The organism is Dolichospermum flos-aquae CCAP 1403/13F (assembly GCF_012516395.1).
GTDB lineage: Bacteria > Cyanobacteriota > Cyanobacteriia > Cyanobacteriales > Nostocaceae > Dolichospermum > Dolichospermum lemmermannii.
Window position 1 is genome coordinate 2859891 of the sequence record NZ_CP051206.1, and the last position, 18511, is coordinate 2878401.

At 36.3% G+C, this 18511-nt stretch carries 18 protein-coding genes and 1 pseudogene; 11 read left to right on the forward strand and 8 right to left on the reverse strand.

Annotation, left to right across the window (positions count from 1 at the left end):
- Positions 1-299 precede the first annotated feature (299 nt).
- From HGD76_RS13940 to HGD76_RS13960, 5 genes are all read left to right on the forward strand, one after another.
- The gene (locus HGD76_RS13940; RefSeq protein WP_168696144.1) at positions 300-575 is read left to right on the forward strand and encodes a hypothetical protein; all 276 of its coding nucleotides are present in this window, start codon (positions 300-302) and stop codon (positions 573-575) included.
- Positions 572-997: a PIN domain-containing protein gene (locus tag HGD76_RS13945; RefSeq protein ID WP_168696145.1), complete on the forward strand. Its 426-nt coding sequence runs from the start codon at positions 572-574 to the stop codon at positions 995-997. The genes HGD76_RS13940 and HGD76_RS13945 overlap by 4 nt, the downstream gene beginning before the upstream one ends.
- 35 nt (positions 998-1032) lie before the next feature.
- The gene (locus tag HGD76_RS13950) at positions 1033-1701 is read left to right on the forward strand and encodes an N-acetylmannosamine-6-phosphate 2-epimerase (protein WP_168696146.1); all 669 of its coding nucleotides are present in this window, start codon (positions 1033-1035) and stop codon (positions 1699-1701) included.
- A 376-nt stretch (positions 1702-2077) separates the two neighbouring features.
- On the forward strand, positions 2078-3193 hold the full coding sequence (locus HGD76_RS13955; RefSeq protein WP_233466882.1) for a cysteine synthase family protein: 1116 nt from the start codon (positions 2078-2080) through the stop codon (positions 3191-3193).
- Entirely contained in the window at positions 3190-4485 is a 1296-nt protein-coding gene (locus tag HGD76_RS13960) for a hypothetical protein (protein ID WP_168696147.1), read from the forward strand. The genes HGD76_RS13955 and HGD76_RS13960 overlap by 4 nt, the downstream gene beginning before the upstream one ends.
- On the opposite strand, the gene rppB is transcribed toward HGD76_RS13960, so the two are convergent.
- The 4 genes and pseudogenes from rppB to HGD76_RS13980 form a co-directional block, all read right to left on the reverse strand.
- Positions 4445-5761, reverse strand: coding sequence for a two-component system sensor histidine kinase RppB (rppB, locus tag HGD76_RS13965; protein WP_168696148.1), 1317 nt, complete (start codon positions 5759-5761; stop codon positions 4445-4447). The genes HGD76_RS13960 and rppB overlap by 41 nt on opposite strands.
- 111 nt (positions 5762-5872) lie before the next feature.
- Positions 5873-6559, reverse strand: a complete 687-nt coding sequence (gene rppA / locus HGD76_RS13970; RefSeq protein ID WP_168696149.1) for a two-component system response regulator RppA — start codon at positions 6557-6559, stop codon at positions 5873-5875.
- Between the two features lie 124 nt (positions 6560-6683).
- Positions 6684-6836 (reverse strand): annotated as a pseudogene (locus tag HGD76_RS13975) (DUF305 domain-containing protein); the annotation flags it as partial.
- A gap of 88 nt (positions 6837-6924) precedes the next feature.
- Positions 6925-7734, reverse strand: coding sequence for a hypothetical protein (locus HGD76_RS13980; RefSeq protein WP_168696150.1), 810 nt, complete (start codon positions 7732-7734; stop codon positions 6925-6927).
- Between the two features lie 187 nt (positions 7735-7921).
- On the opposite strand from HGD76_RS13980, the gene HGD76_RS13985 reads away from it, so the two are divergent.
- On the forward strand, positions 7922-8818 hold the full coding sequence (locus tag HGD76_RS13985; RefSeq protein WP_168696151.1) for a metallophosphoesterase family protein: 897 nt from the start codon (positions 7922-7924) through the stop codon (positions 8816-8818).
- A gap of 106 nt (positions 8819-8924) precedes the next feature.
- Here the strand turns inward: HGD76_RS13985 and rpmB are convergent, their stop codons facing one another.
- Both rpmB and htpG read right to left on the reverse strand, forming a co-directional pair.
- A complete protein-coding gene (rpmB, locus tag HGD76_RS13990; protein WP_015080243.1) occupies positions 8925-9161 on the reverse strand; it encodes a 50S ribosomal protein L28 in 237 nt (78 codons plus the stop codon).
- A gap of 161 nt (positions 9162-9322) precedes the next feature.
- Positions 9323-11290 carry a molecular chaperone HtpG gene (gene htpG, locus HGD76_RS13995; RefSeq protein ID WP_168696152.1) on the reverse strand — a complete coding sequence of 656 codons (1968 nt, stop codon included), beginning with the start codon at positions 11288-11290 and terminating at the stop codon, positions 9323-9325.
- A 114-nt stretch (positions 11291-11404) separates the two neighbouring features.
- Here htpG and HGD76_RS14000 point away from each other — a divergent pair, with 114 nt between their 5' ends.
- From HGD76_RS14000 to HGD76_RS14010, 3 genes are read left to right on the forward strand one after another with little or no spacing between them, the layout of a single operon-like run.
- On the forward strand, positions 11405-11554 hold the full coding sequence (locus HGD76_RS14000; protein ID WP_168696153.1) for a hypothetical protein: 150 nt from the start codon (positions 11405-11407) through the stop codon (positions 11552-11554).
- Positions 11555-11612: 58 nt separating this feature from the next.
- A complete protein-coding gene (locus HGD76_RS14005; protein ID WP_168696154.1) occupies positions 11613-12911 on the forward strand; it encodes a P-loop NTPase fold protein in 1299 nt (432 codons plus the stop codon).
- Entirely contained in the window at positions 12911-14902 is a 1992-nt protein-coding gene (locus HGD76_RS14010; RefSeq protein WP_168696155.1) for a tetratricopeptide repeat protein, read from the forward strand. Before HGD76_RS14005 ends, HGD76_RS14010 begins: the two co-directional genes overlap by 1 nt.
- Before the next feature lie 662 nt (positions 14903-15564).
- Here HGD76_RS14010 and HGD76_RS14015 read toward each other — a convergent pair.
- A complete protein-coding gene (locus HGD76_RS14015; RefSeq protein ID WP_148760268.1) occupies positions 15565-16179 on the reverse strand; it encodes a hypothetical protein in 615 nt (204 codons plus the stop codon).
- A 151-nt stretch (positions 16180-16330) separates the two neighbouring features.
- Between HGD76_RS14015 and HGD76_RS14020 the strand changes: the two genes are divergently transcribed.
- On the forward strand, positions 16331-17242 hold the full coding sequence (locus tag HGD76_RS14020; RefSeq protein WP_168696156.1) for a DUF4351 domain-containing protein: 912 nt from the start codon (positions 16331-16333) through the stop codon (positions 17240-17242).
- A gap of 218 nt (positions 17243-17460) precedes the next feature.
- On the forward strand, positions 17461-17823 hold the full coding sequence (locus tag HGD76_RS14025; protein ID WP_053541086.1) for a hypothetical protein: 363 nt from the start codon (positions 17461-17463) through the stop codon (positions 17821-17823).
- A 35-nt stretch (positions 17824-17858) separates the two neighbouring features.
- On the opposite strand, the gene HGD76_RS14030 is transcribed toward HGD76_RS14025, so the two are convergent.
- On the reverse strand, positions 17859-18488 hold the full coding sequence (locus HGD76_RS14030; RefSeq protein ID WP_168696157.1) for a class I SAM-dependent methyltransferase: 630 nt from the start codon (positions 18486-18488) through the stop codon (positions 17859-17861).
- Positions 18489-18511 lie beyond the last annotated feature (23 nt).

Consider the following 18511-nt stretch of genomic DNA (forward strand, 5'->3'; position numbering starts at 1 on the left):
ATTTACAATGGAATAAAATTTAAATAGTAGGTTTAGAGCTTACGTTCATGTACGACAATACAATTGACATACCACTATGCCAGCATATTTGTACTTTGGTGAAGACTAATTCTTTCTGAGTCGCGCCATTAAAAGAATGCGATCGCACAGTCTAGATCAACAATGGGTAAACTTTAACTATACAGAATACCCCCATAACCTAAAGAAGCCATTGAACAAGAAAGTCAAGTCACAGATGCTATAATTGCATTATTATGTGAAGAATTAGGAATTAAACCGCCGTTTTAATGGAGGATTTTATGCAAGTTAAAATTGAGTTACCTGATGAATTGGGAAAACAACTTTTGGAAATGCCTGATATGCAGCTATTAATACAGAAAGCTGTGGAAAAAATATTATTAGAAGAGCAAAGCAGACGAGCCACCCATGATTTATTAATTGAACAGAGAGAATTGTTACACCAAACTAGCAATGATGAAATTTTGCCAATTACGCGATCGCTAGTTGGTATATTGAAAGGTTATCATGTTGATGTAGCAGACTATAAAAAACATTTAGAGGAGAAGTATCTTTGAAAATTGTATTTGATACCAATATTGTTCTTGATATTTTGCTAGAGCGTGAGCCTTTCGTTAGCTTCTCTATTAATTTATTTAATGCTGTTGAGCAGCAAATTATTCAAGGTTATCTTTGTGCGACAACGATAACTACGATTGATTATTTGTTAACTAAATCAATAGGAAACCAGTCAGCCAAGGTTTCTATTAATCAATTGCTTAATTTATTTGCGATTGCAGAGGTTAATGATGTGATATTGAAAGCGGCGATAAATTCAGATTTTTCTGATTTTGAGGATGCTGTTTTATATCATTCAGGCATTTATGCGGGTGTTGATGGTTTTGTAACTCGAAATAGCCAGGATTTTAAAACTGCTAGTTTGCCTATTTATAGTCCAACTGAATTACTCAGCATTATTCAAGAAATAAAGCATGACTGACAGTATTTTATTACAACTTTTAGACAATATCAAACATGACTAATTTACCAAAAGGATTAATCGTTTCCTGTCAAGCGCCTGTAAACTCCCCATTACATGATCCTTATATCATTGCCGCAATGGCACAAGCAGCAGTGAATAATGGGGCTGTAGCAGTGAGAATTGACACATCTATACATATCCAAGCCGTGCGGAAAAAAGTCCAAGTTCCCATTATCGGACTTTGGAAACAAGTAATAACTGGTTCTGATGTATATATTACACCACAGTTTCATCATGCTGTGGCCGTAGCCGCAGCAGGTGCAGATATTATTGCCATAGATGCTACTACTAGAAATCGTCCTGGTGATGAAAAGTTAGCAGATATTATTACTCTGATTCATCAGCAATTAAATAAGCCAGTTATGGCAGATGTAGATACCTATGAAGCTGCACAATTAGCTGTGAATGCAGGTGCAGATCTTGTGGGAACTACTCTATTTGGCTATACTGCCCAAACTAAAAATTTCTCTCCTCCTGGTTGGGAATTACTCACCCAAATCATCGAAAATCTCAATACTTTTGTGATTTGTGAAGGTGGTGTTTCTTCACCAGAAATGGCGAGAAAAGCCTTAGATTTAGGGGCTAATGCTGTGGTTGTGGGTGGGGCAATTACCGGAATTGATTTGTTAGTTAAAGCTTATATTTCTACATTAGAAAATTAAACTTACAGCACTTCCCGGTGTTATGAGGTACATATCTAGCGGGCAAGATGCCCACACTACAAGAGTTTCATGATTCAACTTTGTACCTCATAAGAGCGGAAACTGCTGTATCTGTAAGAGTTTAGCAATGTTCATTGGTGTCAATTTAAGCTCAAATCTTTACTATATCTCGTTCCTAGACTCTGACTAGGAATGCAGTTGATGAGCCTCCACCTCCAAGTCTTATTGAAAGCAGAGCCTTCTAGCCCACATTCTCAGTCTCTGGCTGGGAACGAGATAACCCTCATTTCTCCGTGACCTCTGTGCCTCTGTGGTTCGTTATTCCCTGGCGTATCTGATTTCATCTCTATTTCATCTAAGGTTGGCATCCTTAGAGATGAACAGTATTTGGCTATTAATGATGGTTACTTACTCCCCAGCACTAACTCTGAAAACTAGCTTACCAGCATCACCGCTATTTGCCACGGTGACAGAAGCATTAGGTAAAGTTCCCATTGTCCGATTAAATCGAATTCACCCCACTTGTGAAGATCATCATTTATATCTCAAATTGGAATCTTGTAATCCTGGTGGGAGTATTAAGGAAAAAAATGCAGATTATCTTGTCAATGAAGCCGAAAAACAAGGTTTATTGCGAACAGGTGGAACAATTGTTGAATCTAGTTCTGGCAACTTTGGGATTGGGTTAGCAATTGTAGGCGCAACTAAGGGATACAGGGTGATGATTGTGATTGATGCCAAAACCCCTGTAACAATGCGAAGAATGCTTACTGCTTATGGTGCAGAATTGGTAGAAGTGCCTTTGAGTGAGGCTGATAGTCAGGGTTCAATGCAGGTGGCAAGAATGGCAAAAGCCCAGGAATTAGCTGCAAATATTGCTGGTGCTTGGTATCCCTGTCAACATAAAAATCCTAGTAATACTGATGCCCATGCAATTTGGACAGCGCGGGAAATTGAAGCTGCTTTTGGCGGTGCGCCGGATGCTATAGTGATTGGAGTCAGTACAGCCGGACAGTTAGGCGGTATCAGTCGCTATTTTAAACGGTATTATCCCCAAACAAGAATTATCGGTGTAGATGTGGCAGGATCGGCGATTTTTGGGACTCCCAGACACCCCTATAAGATGACTGGACTGGGTTTATCTTTCGTTCCCCCCAATTTTGACCCGCAAATGTTAGACGCGGCTTATAGCGTGGATGATGGTTTGGCGTTTTCTGTTTGTCATGGTTTGGCCAAACAGGAAGGTATGCTTTTAGGTGCTTCCACTGGTGCAATTGTGGCTGCTGCTTTAGCTGATACTCAAAGATTTACTACACCCCAAACTATGTTACTACTTAATCCTGACCGGGGCGATAGGTATTTAGAAACAGTTTACAATGCCGATTGGTTAACAGCACAAAATATCAACATCCTTCAACATTCCCATCTCACAGCAGCAATTGCTAATCTTCTACCTGTACCATTGGATATTGTTGGTAGGAGTCAAGAGTGAAATTACAAGAATCTCAATCAGTTAGTTTAGGGACGTTATGGCGGGAATTTTTGCCTTTATCCCTCAGTGATGTAACTATGACCTGTGGTGATCCGATGATGACTACTACCTTAGCTCATCTTCCTGATGCTCAAATTAACTTAGCGGCTGTAGGTATTGCTAAATCTTTGGCGATATTTTTTGAAAGTCCAATTATTATGATTTTGCACGCTGCTAATGCTTTAGCGGGTTCTCAAGATTCACGCAAAGCATTATGGCGATTTACATTATTGGTAGGTGGAGGATTAACTTTTTTATTAAGTTTGTTGGGACTACCGATCATATTTAATTTTGTCGGTGTGAGTCTGTTGGGTATTCCCTCGGCAATGTTAGCTACAGTTAGTCAAGTATTATTACTAATGGGCGGTTGGCCATTTGCGATCGCTTGGCGGCGTTATTTTCAAGGACTATTAATTTATCATGGTCAGTCCGGTGCTGTGGCTAAAGCCAGTATTTTCAGGTTATTGACTTTAGCCGTAATCCTCACATTCGGGTTTTTCTACCAAATATCTGGGGGCGTAATTGCTGGCTTAGGGCTTATGGGCGGGGTGATAGTCGAGGCTATCGTTGTTACAATTTTTGCCCGTCGCAGTGGGGCAATTTTACCACCACAAATAGAACAACCTAATTTACCTCGCAATTTAACGCAGGTATGGAAATTCTATTTACCCCTAGCTAATTCGATGATGGTGATTTGGGGCGGAAGGGCGATATTAATCAGCATTCTTGCCCGCGCTGAAGATGCGACAATTGCCATTGCAGCTTGGTCTGCGGCTTGGGGGTTAGTGCTGGTAATTGCCAATTCTACCCGTATGGTACAGCAAATGGTGATTAAATATCGCCATCAAGTTAGCGATCGCCAACTGCTGACTTTTGCTATCAGCGTAGGTGCTGCTTGTTCGACTGTACTATTATTAATGAGTTTAACACCCATAGGCGATCGCATTGTGCAAAGTTTTATCGGTAATGATCTTACCTTAGCTAAAAGTATTAAACCAGTTCTGTTGATTTGTGCCATCGTGCCATTATTTGTGGCTTTACAGAATGCAATTCAAGGTTTTTTAGTCAGTGAAAATCGGACAGGTCATGTGAATCTATCTACATGGTTAGGAACAGGAACTTTATTGATAATTACCACTTTTGCTATTAACAAGGGCATGAATGGGGCAATGGCAGCCGCTATTGCCATGATTACATCTATGTTAGTTGAAATTAGCTGTTTACTTTGGAAAAGAGGGGCAAAATCACAGTAAATGTACTGCCGTGATTAATAGAACTTTCTACTTCTAATTTGCCTTTGTGAGTTTGGACAATTGCTAAAGCGATCGCTAAACCTAATCCAGATCCTCCTGTATGACGAGAACGATCTGCATTAACTCGATAAAAGCGATTAAAAATGTGGGGAATATCTGAAGTAGGAATACCAATACCTGTATCTTTGATAGTAATTAAACCTTGATGATCATTAGTTGTCAGATTAATTTTTACTTCCCCAGATTCAGGAGTGTATTTAATAGCATTACTAACTAAATTCAACAACATTCGATAAATTTGACCTTCATTACCTTGAATATAGAAATAAGATTCAATCGGAATATTACTAGATAATAAAACTTGGGCATTCATGGCTACTGGCATTAATTCTTCTTCCACATCTGCCACTAAATCATTTAAACAAATTTCCTGCAATTTTGCTTCTTGTAAACCACTTTCTACCCTAGACAATAATAACAAATCCTGTGTTAAAGTTACTAATCTTTTGATTTGTCTCTCCAAAGCTTTTTGAGTTTCTTGATTAATTGAATTTGTTTCGACAATTGTTTGTAAAGATGTAATCGGAGTTCTTAATTCATGGGCTGCGTCAGCCGTAAATTTTTGTAATTGTTGATAGGATTTTTCAATTGGTCGCATTGCTAAACCTGCTAACCACCAACCAGCACCACCAATTAAGATCATAGAAAAGGGAACACCCAATCCTAATAACCAATGTAGACTATTCATATAGTCATTTAATCGTTGTATAGATCGCCCTACTTGTAAGTATCCCCACAATTGATTCCCTTTGATTTTTAAGGGCATTAAATGTAAATGATATAGTTCACCATTGCGATTTTGAATATCGTAAGAATGATGAATTTGTAGATTAGGAGGAAACTCATCGGGATTATTACCAATAGCTGCAATTACTTCTCCTGATAGTGTTAAAAACCGGAGATAATATCCTTCTGATAATAAACCCAGTAACTCTGATTCTGATTTAATTGGTAAACAAGATTTTTGTTTAAAACAAATTCCTGGCAAAGATTTCTGAGTTGTAATAGATAATTCTCCAGGAACTTTTAACTCTGTCTTTAATTTATCCTCAAATACCTTGCCAAAAACTTCTAACTCTCGATCAACAGTGCGAGTAAAAGCTTGAATCATCACAATATGAGCAACATAACCACATATTAATAAAGTTGCACCCATAAAACCAGCATAGGTAATAGCTAATTTTAACCGAGAATTATTAAAGATTGAGTTATTCATCCGATTTGATATTTTGTAAATAGAAGATCCCCGACTTCTTTTTTATCTTGTTAATAAATGATCAATTAATGTCAGAAGTCGGGGATCTCAACCCTGGTAACACACCATCTATTATCCACAAAAACGATAACCAAAACCTCGCATAGTTTCAATAGCTTTAGGAAAACCACATTCTAATAATTTACGTCTTAGTAATCTCACTTGTGCAGCCACAACATTACTCACTGTATCGCTTTCAAAATCCCACAATCTAGCGCGAATTTGTTCATGAGTTAGTATTTGTTCAGGATGCTGCATTAAATATTCTAGTAGTTGAAATTCTTTGGCTGTAAGGATAATTGGTAAAGAAGGTTCTAATCCTAAATTCACAACTGAAAAATTACTATAATCTAACATTAATGAACCTATTTGTAATTGCGGTGGTTGGAAATTTGGTAATCTTCTTTGTAATGCCCTTACCCGTGCCAATAATTCTGCCATCCCAAAAGGTTTAACAAGATAATCATCTGCACCCGCATCTAAACCCGTAACCCGATCATTCATGCTATCTCTAGCTGTTAATAGCATAATTGGTAATTGATTTTTTTGCCCTCTTAATCTTTGACATAATTCCAATCCTGATAACTTGGGTAACATCCAATCTAAAATTGCAATTTCATACCTTTGTGGTACTGTATTCAGATAATCCCAAGCCCTTTGTCCATCTTCAACCCAATCTACTATATAATCACGCTGGGTAAGAGCATGATGAATACTAGTTCCTAAATCATGTTCATCTTCAACTAATAATAACCGCATATATAAAAGTTATATTTAATAATACTAATTATTAAGGTGAATCAGATATGAAACTTTATCAATTCTTCCTCAATTATCGAGTCGAAAACACCCTAAAATTTTCGAGTCCGGTTTTCACAATGTTTTACAGAGGCTGGGACTTATACCAATTTTGATACCATTGTTCCATCTGCCTAATTTCCGCTGTTTGAGTTTTAATGATAGACTTGGCTAAATTACGGATTTGTGGTTTGGTAGTTTTTTTAGCAATCATCTGCGACATTTGTACAGCCAACTGTAATTATAGCTTTTCATGGCAGTATGAAATCAAGATGAAATGTTTTGTGATATTAACATTTCTTAATAAAACAAACATCTATCAAATTTCAGCGGTTAAAAATTATCATTTCATTACCCACCACTGGACTCCGGGCAATTATTTTCTTTTGAGAATCAACAATTTCTAAATGGATAAAATTCAGTTCTTGAGAACGTTGTAATATTTCCGCAGCTAGTTTATCCTGTTGGGATTTTTCCAGGTTATACCAAATATCACTAATTTTCACAGTTAAATCGCTGGTACGGAAATTAGCTTGAAGAGGTTTTATGAGTTGAGAAATAATATTTTTGTCTTTGGTATTCTTAACAGAAATGCTAATTTCTGAAAACTGATTTTCAATTGCTGCTAGTAAAGCTTGTTCAGGTGTTAATTCAATAACTGGAATTGGAGTTGGTTCAGTTTCTATAACTGGGGTTGGTATTACTTCCGGTTCGACAACTGGGGTTGGTATTACTTCCGGTTCTATAACTGATCTTGGGGGGATAACTTCCTCTACTGGGGGAACAGTTGCAACTTCAGCAGATTTAGGAATAAATGTAAATGTACTTATCCCTATTGTCACCACAAAAATTACAGCAAAAATTCCTGTCAGCACCGTATCTGATACATTGTTAGATATATTTGATGGTAAAAATAAGCGGAATGTCCTTAAAAATCCATCCCAACGCGATAAAAAATTAGTTTTTTTCTGACTATTAGCAGGTGTTTCTGTCTCCAGTTTCACTACTGTAGTTTCTAAAACACCAATCGTTCCCCGCAAAACTTGGATAATTGTCGTTTTCCAAATTGGTTGATTTTTTTGATAAAGTATAGCTGCGGGTTCATTTCTTGATTTTCTACGTTTTTCTCCTGACATGGAACTTTTACCCAAATTAGCGAATCAAAAACAGAGAAAACATACAGCAGATTTCGCTCTAATGAGGTACAAACTTGAATTATGAAACTCTTGTAGTGCGGGCATCTTGCCCGCTACATAAGTACCTCATAACACCGGAAAGTGCTGTATTTTGACTATAATCATCTATTGTGCCATTTAATGAATTATGAATATTAGCCGTCGTCAATTTTTGTTTTTAAGTGGAATCAGCACCATAGGATCTGGATTTTTGGGTGGGAAATTATTAAATACAAATTTTCTCATAGAATCAGCAGCAGCTAACCCACTTAAAAAAGACTTATTATTGCGTTTTGTCTCCGTTGCTGATACGGGAACTGGCACAAAAGGACAATATGCTGTAGCTAATGCTATGAATTTTTATCATCAGCAAAATCCTTATAATTTGGTGATTTTAGCTGGTGATAATATCTATAATAATGGGGAAATTGAGAAAATAAATGAGGTTTTTGAACGTCCCTATCAAGCTTTACTAAAAAATGGTGTCAAGTTTCATGCTTGTTTAGGTAATCATGATATTCGCACTGATAATGGCGTTCCCCAAGTTAAATACCCTGGTTTTAATATGCAGGGACGTTATTACACATTTAGTCAAAATAAAGTTCAGTTTTTTGCTTTAGATACTAATGGTAATGCTGATTGGAAAAATCAATTAGTTTGGTTAGATAAAGAATTAAGTCAGAGTAAAGCCCCTTGGAAAGTTGTTTTTGGTCATCATCCTATTTATTCATCTGGTCATTATGGGAATAATAAAAGTTTTATTAAAACCTTTACTCCTTTGTTTAAAAAATACAATGTTCAGCTTTATATCAATGGCCATGAACATAATTATGAACGCACTCGCGCTATTGACGGAACTACCTATTTAATCTGTGGCGCTGGTGCAGGTAATCGTCCGGTTGGCCGTTCTCAATGGACAGAATATTCAACCAGTGATTTGAGTTTTGCAGCCTATGATGTGTACGCAGATAGAATGGAAGTGAGTGGTATTGATACTAAAAATAGAATTTTTGATCGAGGTATAATTAACTTAAAAAGTGTTTAATGAAAGGAGTCAGGACTCAGGAGTTAGAAAGAAGAAAGAAAAGAAGTATAATCAAAAAACTTTTCCTTCCCCTGTTTCCTGTTCCCTGTTCCCTATTCCCTGCTATTTAGTAATGGTTGAGGTTGATTCCTGCTTCTTTTGCCATTGCGTCTAAACCTTTAAATTCTAAGGTTTTGATGGCTTTGGTGGAAAGTTTCAATTTCACCCAACGGTTACCAGCAGCCCACCAAACCCGCTTGTTTTGCAGATTAACGTGTTGTAGACGGTTGGTGTGACGGTTGGAGTGGGAAACGGAACAAGCGTTATTGGCTTTTTTACCAGTTAGTTGACAACGACGGGACATAATAAGTATCTCCTAGAGTGTTATTTAAAGACAACCTTTCCATTATATCTGCAAACCAGGCTAGATGACTGGAAAACATTGGCAAAGGCAAGAACCAAAATATAAGCCCGTGTAGAGACGTTCCATGGAACGTCTCTACTACAACATTTACCAGCAGATGTTTATTTGCTGGCTTGTTCTGTTAGCTTGGTGAGTACGTCATTAGAACGTTCGACAAAGGATTTCATCCCATCTGCATCAAAGCCTTTTTGCGATATAAGTGCCAAATCGTAAACGTGCTGACACATCATATTAACTAATTGACTGGAGGGGGATTCACCGTCACCCTGAATAATACTACCTTGACTGAGATTAACCAAGTTTTGAATTAACGGGTGAGCAGTATTTACTAGTAAAATATGTTCTTCGGGAAATTCAGCGTTTTGTTGCTGCATCATAGCACTCATTTCTCGCATCCGCCGGAGAAATTCGGGTAATAACACCATTGCTGGTGGTGTTCCTTGAGGGTCGTCTGATTTCAAGGACTCGGTGCGGATGTTGAGTTTTGGCTTGTTGAGGGCTTTCTCAAATAGTTCTTTAATGACTTCTCCTTTGGTCTTGTTGGTGGTGGGGTCAACAATTTCGCTGGTTTTGTCATCGAGAAGAGTGTTATCGAGGTCAGAGTCTACCCGTGTAAATTTGACATCTCGATATTCTTGTTCTAGGAAGTTAATGAAGTGGGTATCAATGAAGGAGTCCATAAAGAGGACTTCTAAACCTTGATTTTTGTGCAGTTCTATGTATGTGGATTGAGTAGCTGCATCGGTGCTGTAGAATACCTTGTTTTCGTGACGTTCTTTGTTCCGTTCTAGGTATTCTTTCAGGGTGGTGTAGGGGATGCTAGTCGCGTTTGCTGGGGTAACATCTTGCCACGCATCACCGTCGGTAGATTGAACTTCAACGGCTGCGGTGTCGGCTACAGGGGCTTCTAATTTGGCTGTGCTACGGAAGATGATGATGTCTTCAACTTGTTTTTTGAATTTATCATCGTTGAGAACGCCAAATTTCACGAATGTTCCCAAGTCTTTCCAGGCTGTTACGTATTGTTCGCGGTTATCGCGGTATAATTCTTTGAGTCTATCGCCGACTTTTTTGGCGATATAATCTCCTATTCTCTTAATAGTGCGATCGCCTTGTAATGCACTTCGAGAAACGTTCAAAGGTATATCAGTGCTATCAATCACGCCCCGCATGGGCATTAAAAACTGGGGAATAATTTCCTCACAGTTATCACTGACAAACACCTGATTGCAGAATAATTTAATTTGTCCTTTGGTAACATCTACATCAGGACGCATTTTCGGGAAATACAAAATCCCGTTAATCACAAAGGGATAATCTGTGTTCAAATGTACCCACAGCAAGGGTTCTTCTTGGAAAGGATACAAATAGCGGTAAAACTCTAAATAATCTTCCTCTTTAAGATTACTGGGAGATTCACGCCATGCAGCTTGTTGTTTATTTAAAACTTCCCCATCCATTTTAATGGGAACTGACATGAAATCGCAGTAAGTCTTGACAAGATTCCTAATTCGTGCTGGTTCGAGAAACTCCTCTTCTTCTCCTTCCAATGTGAGAATAATTGTAGTTCCACGAGTGGTGCGAGGAGATTCATCTAAAACAAATTTAGGTGAACCATCACAAGTCCAACGCACAGCTTGTGCGCCTTCTTGATAGGAAAGAGTATCAATCTCTACTTGCTTCGCTACCATGAAGGATGAGTAGAAACCTAAACCGAAATGACCGATAATAGGTTGATCTGCCTTACCTTCATACTTGTGAATAAATTCTTCAGCACTAGAGAAAGCAACTTGGTTAATATATTTTTTGACTTCCTCTGCGGTCATACCAATGCCATTATCAGTAATGGAGAGGATTTTGTTGTCTTTATCAATGCTAATGGTAATTTCTGGTTCACCAATTTCCCCATTGTATTCCCCAGCGCGGGATACCATGTTTAACTTTTGGATAGCGTCTACCCCGTTGGATACCAGTTCCCGCAAGAAGATTTGATGGTCTGAGTAAAGAGACTTCTTGATAATCGGGAAAATATTATCGGTATGAATACTGATATTGCCTTGTTCTAACATAGTTATCCGTCGGTTTTACTTGCAGATATATTTTATGAAAATCAATTTTCGGTGATTTTATCTTTTTTGGGGTAAGGAATACCTCTTAATTATGATTCGGATTACACTACCATCATGCTAGACTGGGGACTAAAGACTAAAGACAGTGGTAAAGCCCAACTGCGTAATATAGTGAATTTTAGCATTAATGTGAGGGTGTTAGCAGTATTACCAGATTTGTGGAATAAGAATTATCTATTACATACTCCTATTGATTTTAGATAGATAAAATTGATATAACTGACATAACATAAAAACTGTCAATATATAAGGAGCATAAACAATGGCAAGTGATCGGATTGAGGCGTTTCAAAAAGCATTTCGTAATCTGCAATTGCAACCTTTGGTAACAACAGAAGAAACCGCAGATTTTCGAGTTCCTTATGGTGATGATTTCATTGCAGAATTAGAACAGAGAGTTTTGGATGGTAATGATTATACCAATCAATTAATTTTTGCAGGACATCGCGGTTGTGGTAAGTCTACATTGTTGGCAGAATTTGCCAGAGAATTTGACGATAATTATCTGACAATCTTCTTTTCTATATCTGATTTAATTGAAGCTACAGCCATCAATCACATTAATATTCTTTTTGCTATTGCTGTCCAAATTATGGATAAAGCGGAGGAGCAAAAAATTGAGATTGATGCTAACAAAAAACAAAGATTTTTTAATTGGTTTCAAGAACGGACAGAAATTGAAGAAAGTAAAATTGGGGCTGAATTAGAAGCAGGTTTTGATTTTTGGAGTTTTCTGAAAAGTAAGTTAAAGGCTGAAGCAAGTATCCGCGAAGTTATAGAAACTAAATTTAAACGTGATTTTCGAGATTTAATAGATACTCTCAATCTGATTGCGACAGAAGTTTCTTTAGCTTGTAAAAAAGAGATTGTGGTAATTATTGATGATTTAGATAAACTAGATTTAGCAGCTATTGAAAGTATATTTCTCAAAAATATTAAAGCACTATTACAACCTAATTTCTTTGTTATTTATACAATTCCTATTGCCACAATTCGTGATGGTGTTTTAAAAAGACATATCGAAGATGAAACGAGTAATCCGATTTTTGTGATGCCAGTTTTAAAAGTTTATCCTAAAGGTGAAAGTCATAAAGACGAAGGTCAACCTGTGACTGCAACGGTAGCAAAATTACAGGAGATTTTGCGTAAACGCATTGATCATACTTTATTAGCAGATGATATTTTGCTGGAGATTGCTTTATCTAGTGGTGGTGTCATTCGGGAATTGGTTCGCATTGCTCAAAAATGTTGTAGTTTAGTATTAGTAGAGTTAAGAAAAAAAGCCAGAAAGCTAGAACCGATTGATGATGTGCAAATTGATGCGACAATTTTGCAGCAAGCACTTGATATTTTGCGAAATGATATGACAATTACTTTGAGCAAAACTGACCGGGAGATTTTACAACAAACATATACGAATTATCGCCCTGATGATCCTAAACAGCAAGAATTTCTTGATTTGCTCCACAATGTTTATGTGATTGAATATAAAAATGCTGAAAGTTGGTATGATCTTCATCCTCTTGTAATTCAACAGTTAAAGTTAGAAAAGTTAATTTAATGAACACCTTAACCAATGAATCCATTATCAACGCAAATGAACAGACTTATATGAGTTTGTTAGTTTCAATTGAAGCTGGCATTGGGATGTTACAGATTTTCATTGCTGTGTGTGATGCAGATCGTCAGCGTGAAAATATTATAGCTAATTATGAAAAGGAATTAGCATATACTGACAATATTTATCGAGTTTATCTTGATAGTCAAGAACCTAGTTTAAAGCAAGCCATTACACAACAAGTTACATTAAAAGAAAATGCCATAGCCACAGTATTAGGTGCAGAAAAATTAGGATCATTCAATCAAGATGAATTGTTGAAAAAGTTTTTTGGTTATTTGCAATGGACGCGAGAAGCATTGCGAGAACTAAAAATGCCGATTATTTTATGGATACCATCACGCATTTATGCTCAAATTGCCAAGCAAGCACCTGATTTCTGGAGTTGGCGTAATGGTGTATTTCATTTTCAGCCTGAACTGTCTTTAGTTACAAATGAGTTATTAATCAATCGCAATTCTGAGGTAATTCTAGATAATCAAGCAAGTTCGATTTTTTCACCAGAACAATTAGAAGCATCTTTAGCAGAAGCGATTAACCAATGGGGAGAAAATAGTAGCAAACTAGAAACTCTCTATAGTCAGTTAGGTAATTTATATTCTAAACGAGTGCAATCAGGAAAATCAGCAGATAGAGAAAGGGAATTAGCACTAGCAGAACAATATTTTAATAGAGCAATAGTTTTACAAACTCAATTTCAACAACAAGATGCTCTTGCAAATAGTCTGAATAATTTGGCATTATTGTATTATTCTCAAGGACGTTACAATGATGCTGAACCTCTTTATTTGCAATCTTTAGATATCAGAAAACGCCAATTAGGTGATGATCATCCCGATGTTGCTTCCAGTTTGAATAATTTGGCATTATTGTATTATTCTCAAGGACGTTACAATGATGCTGAACCTCTTTATTTGCAATCTTTAGATATCAGAAAACGCCAATTAGGTGATGATCATCCCGATGTTGCTTCCAGTTTGAATAATTTGGCATTATTGTATTATTCTCAAGGACGTTACAATGATGCTGAACCTCTTTATTTGCAATCTTTAGATATCAGAAAACGCCAATTAGGTGATGATCATCCCGATGTTGCTTCCAGTTTGAATAATTTGGCATTATTGTATTATTCTCAAGGACGTTACAATGATGCTGAACCTCTTTATTTGCAATCTTTAGATATCAGAAAACGCCAATTAGGTGATGATCATCCCGATGTTGCTTCCAGTTTGAATAATTTGGCATTATTGTATTATTCTCAAGGACGTTACAATGATGCTGAACCTCTTTATTTGCAATCTTTAGATATCAGAAAACGCCAATTAGGTGATGATCATCCCGATGTTGCTTCCAGTTTGAATAATTTGGCATTATTGTATTATTCTCAAGGACGTTACAATGATGCTGAACCTCTTTATTTGCAATCTTTAGATATTTGGAAACGCCAATTAGGTGATGATCATCCCTCTGTTGCTACCAGTTTGAATAATTTGGCAGGATTGTATGAATCTCAAGGACGTTACAATGATGCTGAACCTCTTTATTTGCAATCTTTAGATATCAGAAAACGCCAATTAGGTGATGATCATCCCGATGTTGCTTCCAGTTTGAATAATTTGGCAGGATTGTATGAATCTCAAGGACGTTACAATGATGCTGAACCTCTTTATTTGCAATCTTTAGATATTTGGAAACGCCAATTAGGTGATGATCATCCCTCTGTAGCTACCAGTTTGAATAATTTGGCATTATTGTATGAATCTCAAGGTAAATATTCAGAAGCTGAAAATTTAGCTAAACAAGCAAACTTTCCCGCATTTAATACAGAAACAGCGTTAACCTTACTAGAAAAAATAGAAAATAATCCTGAACTATTGTTATCTATTCGAGAGTCTTTGCAACAGCAAACAGACGCATCTGATGACAATACATAAAAACAGGTTTACGATGCAATCATAAAATTGTCTGAATCAGGATATCCAGGATTATAGGATGTACAGGATTATAAGTGTCAAAATACTTGATAAATTATTAAAATCCTGAATAAGCTTATGCTTGAGTTAAATAAATATAGACGAAATAACCCTTTGCTCCTTTGCGACTTTGCGCGAAAAAAACCATCAACCAATACACCAAAACAATAAAACATTAACTCCCGAAAAAAGGTAATAAACCTATTGACATCTCATTTAAAATATGTTATCCTGAACTTGATAAGGAAGAACTATCTCGCAAATAAACGAAATAACCCTTTGCTCCTTTGCGACTTTGCGCGAAAAAAATCATCAACCAATACACCAAAACAATAAAACATTAACTCCCGAAAAAAGATAATAAACCTATTGACATCTCATTTAAAATATGTTATTCTGAACTTGATAAGGAAGAACTATCTCGCAAATAAACGAAATAACCCTTTGCTCCTTTGCGACTTTGCGCGAAAAAAAATCATCAACCAATACACCAAAACAATAAAACATTAACTCCCGAAAAAAGATAATAAACCTATTGACATCTCATTTAAAATATGTTATTCTGAACTTGATAAGGAAGAACCATCTTAAATAATTTTTAAAATGAAGTAGTATAAAAATCATTAAGATTCCAAAATTTCCACTAAAATTCGTAATAAATCCTCCAAGTCAGCCGGAACACGATATAAATCAAGGTCTTGAGTTACTGTACGAGACAGACGATCAAATTGCCCAAACTGCCAAATATTGCCTGTAGAAACTGCACCGTGTAAAATATTCTTGTCTGATTCAATCCATTGATCAAGAGCAATTAGTTCAATTGCTAATTGCAAAAAACCTTTTTCTAAGTCTTCATTTTTAGCTTCAACAACTAGAAAAACTTGGCAATTTTGCATTAAATAATCTAAAGAACCTTTTAATTGATTATTAACAACAATCGGATATTCAATATTAAGCGTAGCTTGAGTATAGTGCAGTACGTCCGTTAAAACTGGAGCAATAAGAAATTCCCTTCTGGCCATTTCACTAGTCAAACTAAGACGAGGTAAAACTTCTTCAATACGTGCTTTTAGATCAGTTAAACGATCAAAAGTATGAGTAGATTGAGGTAATTTTAAAGAGCGACGTTGAAGAGAAACATTAAAATAAGCTAAAATATCTTGTGGAGCAAAGTTAAGTTTAAAATAATCAGCAAAAGTATAAGACTGTTCTGGATTAATGATGTTTGTTTTTGGCATTTTATTTTTAGTACCTGTTTATTGTATAGTAATTTAAGGATTGTTTTTATTTGTAGTCTTACTTAATTATAGTTTTTATTTTATGATTTAATACCTGTTATTGTAAACTTAATCAACAAAATCTATCTTCAGAATCTAAATAGAACCAATTGTGACCCGCTTTATCCATGACCAATTCGCCAAAGACTATTTAGAAGAACTACTAAAACCCTTTGGACAAGTTGAAGCACCCAGCCATTTAGCTGGAGAAATCAGGGAAATAGATGTATTATTTTCCCCCGTCAGCACACAAACCGCCGACATCGAAATATTAGGATTGTTAGGTAAACTAGCAGCTACACCTGCTATCTTTGAACCCTTTCGCAATCCAGCAAGCAAAGAAGAAATCTGTGATTGTTTGTTAAAATCATTAGAAGTGAGAGGTGCATTACAACGAGAAGCAAAACGGAATAAAAACCCGATAGCTACCATAGAAACACCTAGACTATGGGTTCTGACACCAACAGCATCACAAACCCTATTATCGGGCTTTAGAGCCATAGAAAACCCCAATTGGCCAGCAGGAATCTACTTTTTAGCAGATTACTTGAATACAGCCATTGTCGCCATTCATCAATTACCACGTACACCCGAAACCCTATGGTTAAGACTATTAGGACGGGAAACAGTACAAAAAAGAGCAATTGATGAATTAGAAACATTACCAACTAATTACCCATTCCAACAAGCAACGTTAGAATTGCTTTACAACCTCCAACAGACTTTACAGATCAATAAAAGTTCAGAACCAGAAGATAAGGAGTTAATTATGCGGTTAGCACCATTTTATCAACGAGATAAAGAACAAGCTAGACTAGAAGGAGAACAAAAAGGAGAAGAACGTCTAGTTTTACGGCTAATAAATCGCCGATTTGGTGAAATTAAATTATCATTAATCGAGCAAGTTCAATCATTGTCTATAGAACAACTGGAAAATTTAGCAGATGCTTTGTTAGATTTTTCACAGGTTGCTGATTTAGAAACTTGGTTAAAGCAACAGAAACTACAAGAAACAGATAGCTGATGACTTAATGTTAGCAATGCTAAAAAGATTAAATTGCAATTTTAAATTATTGTCATTTATTCTTTAAGCATTGCATAAAAAACAAAAAGATTAGATATCAATACATAAGCATTGTTTAGCAATCCAAATCTACTCAAATAAAAAATCTAAATAACGTATTGCTATAAATACACATTGTATAGTAAACTGATACAAATATTTTCAACAACAAAGTTATCATGCCAGCCCCAGATACTAGTCGCCGCATCACCCCTAGCAACCTCCAGCAAGATATAGATTCTTACAACGGACTCAAAGCCGTCTCTGGTTATACCACTGCTCGTGTAGCAGCCACACCGGAAGCATTACAAAAAGCTTATGCAGAAATGGTGACAAGACAACAAGAAGAAACCGAAAAACAAGCATTATTTAAAGCCTCCGCAGACGCAGCCAAACAAGCAGAATGGGAGTTCCATAATGCTGTTTTAGCCATGAAAGAAGCAGTAAAAGGTCAATTTGGTTCAGATAGTGATGCAGCTCAAGCAGTAGGTTTCAAGAAGAAATCAGAACGTAAACGTCCCACCAAAAAGAAAACCGAGTAAGATATTCTCATGATCTGAAAACCCATATTCTGCACTTATATTTTTTCTAAGATCAAAAAGTAGTGATATGGGAAAGTAGGATCAACATATTCTTCCCTCACTATCAAACCAGCTTTAGCAACAGATTCCAAAAACCGCTTTTTGGGATATCCTTTCAATCCCAATTCCCAATAATGTTCATCACAAAGTGGTGTTGTACTCCAAAATTGGGGAATTTCCCAGAGTAAATGTCTGGCTTTAAGCAAAAAAGAAGTTTTGATTTGCAATGACAGATATTCAGTAGCATTGGGAATCGAAATCACCAAATATTTCTTAGTAACTGCGGCGAGTTTTTGCAATGCTAATTCAGATTTTTCATAAGGAAAATGTTCTAATACTTGAAATAGAACAATTGCATCAAACTTATCTTTTGGTAGTGTAAAATCCGCTGTCAAATCCAACATTATATCTGGTTTGAGACTAGGATCAATATCCGCAGTAGTTACGTTATAGTTATTTTGTCGGAGTATTTCTGTAAGCAAAGAATTAAAAATACCAATTTCTAGAACATTTTTAACTTGACTACCCAAGGAAAACAATAACCGCGACTGATGATGATAACTAATAAATCTTTCCTTGGAAAGATATTGGGAACTTGTAATCCCTAAAGAAGAAATCAATTCCATAGAAAGCCCCCTATTTACTAATG

Excerpts from the sequence above, each read along its gene's own strand:
- HGD76_RS14025 (WP_053541086.1), top strand. The coding sequence starts at position 17,461 with ATGCCAGCCCCAGATACTAGTCGCCGCATCACCCCTAGCAACCTCCAG.
- HGD76_RS14005 (WP_168696154.1), top strand. The coding sequence starts at position 11,613 with ATGGCAAGTGATCGGATTGAGGCGTTTCAAAAAGCATTTCGTAATCTG.
- HGD76_RS13940 (WP_168696144.1), top strand. The coding sequence starts at position 300 with ATGCAAGTTAAAATTGAGTTACCTGATGAATTGGGAAAACAACTTTTG.
- HGD76_RS14000 (WP_168696153.1), top strand. The coding sequence starts at position 11,405 with ATGCTAGACTGGGGACTAAAGACTAAAGACAGTGGTAAAGCCCAACTG.
- htpG (WP_168696152.1), bottom strand. The coding sequence starts at position 11,290 with ATGTTAGAACAAGGCAATATCAGTATTCATACCGATAATATTTTCCCG.
- HGD76_RS13955 (WP_233466882.1), top strand. The coding sequence starts at position 2,078 with ATGAACAGTATTTGGCTATTAATGATGGTTACTTACTCCCCAGCACTA.
- rpmB (WP_015080243.1), bottom strand. The coding sequence starts at position 9,161 with ATGTCCCGTCGTTGTCAACTAACTGGTAAAAAAGCCAATAACGCTTGT.
- HGD76_RS13980 (WP_168696150.1), bottom strand. The coding sequence starts at position 7,734 with ATGTCAGGAGAAAAACGTAGAAAATCAAGAAATGAACCCGCAGCTATA.
- HGD76_RS14015 (WP_148760268.1), bottom strand. The coding sequence starts at position 16,179 with ATGCCAAAAACAAACATCATTAATCCAGAACAGTCTTATACTTTTGCT.
- HGD76_RS14030 (WP_168696157.1), bottom strand. The coding sequence starts at position 18,488 with ATGGAATTGATTTCTTCTTTAGGGATTACAAGTTCCCAATATCTTTCC.
- rppB (WP_168696148.1), bottom strand. The coding sequence starts at position 5,761 with ATGAATAACTCAATCTTTAATAATTCTCGGTTAAAATTAGCTATTACC.
- HGD76_RS13950 (WP_168696146.1), top strand. The coding sequence starts at position 1,033 with ATGACTAATTTACCAAAAGGATTAATCGTTTCCTGTCAAGCGCCTGTA.
- rppA (WP_168696149.1), bottom strand. The coding sequence starts at position 6,559 with ATGCGGTTATTATTAGTTGAAGATGAACATGATTTAGGAACTAGTATT.
- HGD76_RS14010 (WP_168696155.1), top strand. The coding sequence starts at position 12,911 with ATGAACACCTTAACCAATGAATCCATTATCAACGCAAATGAACAGACT.
- HGD76_RS13985 (WP_168696151.1), top strand. The coding sequence starts at position 7,922 with ATGAATATTAGCCGTCGTCAATTTTTGTTTTTAAGTGGAATCAGCACC.